The organism is Actinoallomurus acaciae (genome assembly GCF_042429965.1).
In the GTDB taxonomy this organism is placed as follows: domain Bacteria; phylum Actinomycetota; class Actinomycetes; order Streptosporangiales; family Streptosporangiaceae; genus Actinoallomurus; species Actinoallomurus acaciae.
In genome coordinates this window covers 1-1,534 of sequence record NZ_JBHLZP010001027.1, presented here as the reverse complement: position 1 = coordinate 1,534, position 1,534 = coordinate 1, and the positions used below count along the sequence as shown (strand labels likewise).

The 1,534-nt window shown below is 73.9% G+C and carries 1 protein-coding gene; it reads right to left on the bottom strand.

Annotated features, from left to right (window positions below; genetic code table 11):
- Positions 1 to 492 precede the first annotated feature (492 nt).
- Positions 493 to 1,534, bottom strand: a 1,042-nt coding sequence (malQ, locus tag ACFFNX_RS50090) for a 4-alpha-glucanotransferase (protein WP_378213553.1), incomplete at its 5' end; no start/stop codon positions are given.

Here is a 1,534-nt window from a genome sequence, read left to right as displayed (position 1 = left end):
GCACACATCCGCCCGACCGACAACCGACCACCATCCACGTCAGACCGCCCGCCACCACACTCCCAACAACACACCGACTCCACCGCAGCGCGAACACGAACCGCCCAGAAAGAACCAGCCCGGGTGCTCATCCGCCGGTCGGCGACCGGCAGGACGTCCGGCCTGGGCGCCGACGACGAACCCGACGAACCCGGCGGCGATCAGCACGCCCGCGCCGAGGACGGTGGTCAGCCCCGGCCGCCTGCGGGCGCGCGGTGCCCTGGCCAGCTCCTCGGCCAGGTCATCGTCGAACTCCGCGACGGCACGGACGTGGTCATCGCAAGTCGTCCAGAAAACGACCAGTACCGGTACTCACAGCCGACAGGACGTCCGCGTGAGGCACGGGGCACCTGGCGCTACGCCCGGGCGTGGTCGCCCGAGGGAAGCCGTCCGGGAGCCCGGGCACGGCCCCGGCCGACGGCACCCGACGGCTCCAGCCCCCCTGCGCGGGCCTCACTCTCCCAGGCGCCGTACCGGCTCCGTGGCGGCGCGGACGCGGTCGTCGCCGGGAAGGTCCTCCAGGAGGACCGGGCGGCCCTTCGCGTCGGTCAGCGGCACTCGCCAGTTCGGGTACTCGTCCGTCGTGCCCGGCTGGTTCTGGGTGTGGCGCTCGCCGACCGCGTCCGCCAGGGAGACGCCGACGAGCCGGGACGGTGTGCGGGCCAGGAAGGCGTGCAGGGCCGTCGTCATGTCGGCCGGGTCCAGGCCGAGGGAGGTCAGCAGTTCGCGCCACTCCCGCAGGCCCTCCTCCAACTCCTCGTACTCCTCCGAGGCCGGCCGCGTCAGCAGGCCGAGGCGCTCGCGCAGCGCGACGTGGTCGCCGTTCAGATAGCCCTCGATGGGCGGCATGTCGTGGGTGCCGACGGTCGCCAGGCACAGCTCGCGCCACTTGCCGGGCGGTAGCGGTCCGCCGCCCGGGTCGCGTTCGAACCAGGCCATCGACGTGCCGAACACCCCGCGTTCGGCGAACACCTCGCGCATGTAGTCCTCGACCGTGCCGAGGTCCTCGCCGACGACGACCGCGTCCGCCCGGTACGCCTCGTACAGCAGCGCCCCAAGCATCTCGTCGCGCGGGTACGCGACGTAGGTGCCCTCGGAGGCCGGTGCGCCCTCGGGCACCCACCACAGCCGGAACACCTGCATCGCGTGGTCGAGGCGGAGGCCGCCCGCGTGCCGCAGGACGTGGCGGAGCATGGCGCGGTACGGCGCGTAGCCGGAGGCGGCGAGCCGCTGCGGGTGCCACGGCGGCTGTCCCCAGTCCTGGCCGCGCTGGTTGAACGCGTCCGGCGGCGCGCCGACGGTGATGCCCTGGGCGAACAGGTCCTGGTGCGCCCACGTGTCCGCGCCGCCGGGGTCGACGCCGACCGCCAGGTCGTGGATGACGCCGATCGGCATTCCCGCGGCGCGGGCGGCCGACTGGACCGAGGTGAGCTGCTCGTCCAGGAGCCACTGCAGCCACGAGTGGAAGCCGACCCGGCCCGCGAGCCGCTCGCGC